Origin of the sequence: Pseudomonas sp. NBRC 111130, from assembly GCF_001320485.1 — a bacterium.
GTDB lineage: Bacteria > Pseudomonadota > Gammaproteobacteria > Pseudomonadales > Pseudomonadaceae > Aquipseudomonas > Aquipseudomonas vlassakiae.
The window spans coordinates 1-1,036 of record NZ_BCBG01000114.1 but is presented as its reverse complement, the minus strand read 5'-3'; the positions used below and the strand labels follow the sequence as shown (position 1 = coordinate 1,036).

Here is a 1,036-nt window from a genome sequence, read left to right as displayed (position 1 = left end):
TGCGCAGATAGGGGTTTTGCGAAATGAATCTTGACGATGACCTACTCTCACATGGGGAAACCCCACACTACCATCGGCGATGCATCGTTTCACTACTGAGTTCGGGATGGGATCAGGTGGTTCCAATGCTCTATGGTCGTCAAGAAATTCTGTTGCCAGAATGTCTTTTGAACACTCTTGGCTAATTCGGATATGTGAATTTGTGATCTTGCGAACTTTCGGTTCGTATCATCTTCACCACCGCAATCTGCGCTAGCAAATTGCTTGGGTGTTATATGGTCAAGCCTCACGGGCAATTAGTATTGGTTAGCTCAACGCCTCACAGCGCTTACACACCCAACCTATCAACGTCGTAGTCTTCGACGGCCCTTCAGGGAACTCAAGGTTCCAGTGAGATCTCATCTTGAGGCAAGTTTCCCGCTTAGATGCTTTCAGCGGTTATCTCTTCCGAACATAGCTACCCGGCAATGCCACTGGCGTGACAACCGGAACACCAGAGGTTCGTCCACTCCGGTCCTCTCGTACTAGGAGCAGCCCCTCTCAAATCTCAAACGTCCACGGCAGATAGGGACCGAACTGTCTCACGACGTTCTAAACCCAGCTCGCGTACCACTTTAAATGGCGAACAGCCATACCCTTGGGACCGGCTTCAGCCCCAGGATGTGATGAGCCGACATCGAGGTGCCAAACACCGCCGTCGATATGAACTCTTGGGCGGTATCAGCCTGTTATCCCCGGAGTACCTTTTATCCGTTGAGCGATGGCCCTTCCATACAGAACCACCGGATCACTAAGACCTACTTTCGTACCTGCTCGACGTGTTTGTCTCGCAGTCAAGCGCGCTTTTGCCTTTATACTCTACGACCGATTTCCGACCGGTCTGAGCGCACCTTCGTACTCCTCCGTTACTCTTTGGGAGGAGACCGCCCCAGTCAAACTACCCACCATACACTGTCCTCGATCCGGATAACGGACCTGAGTTAGAACCTCAAAGTTGCCAGGGTGGTATTTCAAGGATGGCTCCATGAGAACTGGC

The 1,036-nt window shown here is 51.7% G+C and carries 2 rRNA genes; both read right to left on the bottom strand.

The window, feature by feature from the left end:
• Positions 1–28 precede the first annotated feature (28 nt).
• A 5S ribosomal RNA gene (rrf, locus tag APH33_RS26195) occupies positions 29–144 on the bottom strand.
• A gap of 131 nt (positions 145–275) precedes the next feature.
• Positions 276–1,036 (bottom strand): 23S ribosomal RNA (locus APH33_RS26190); the annotation flags it as partial.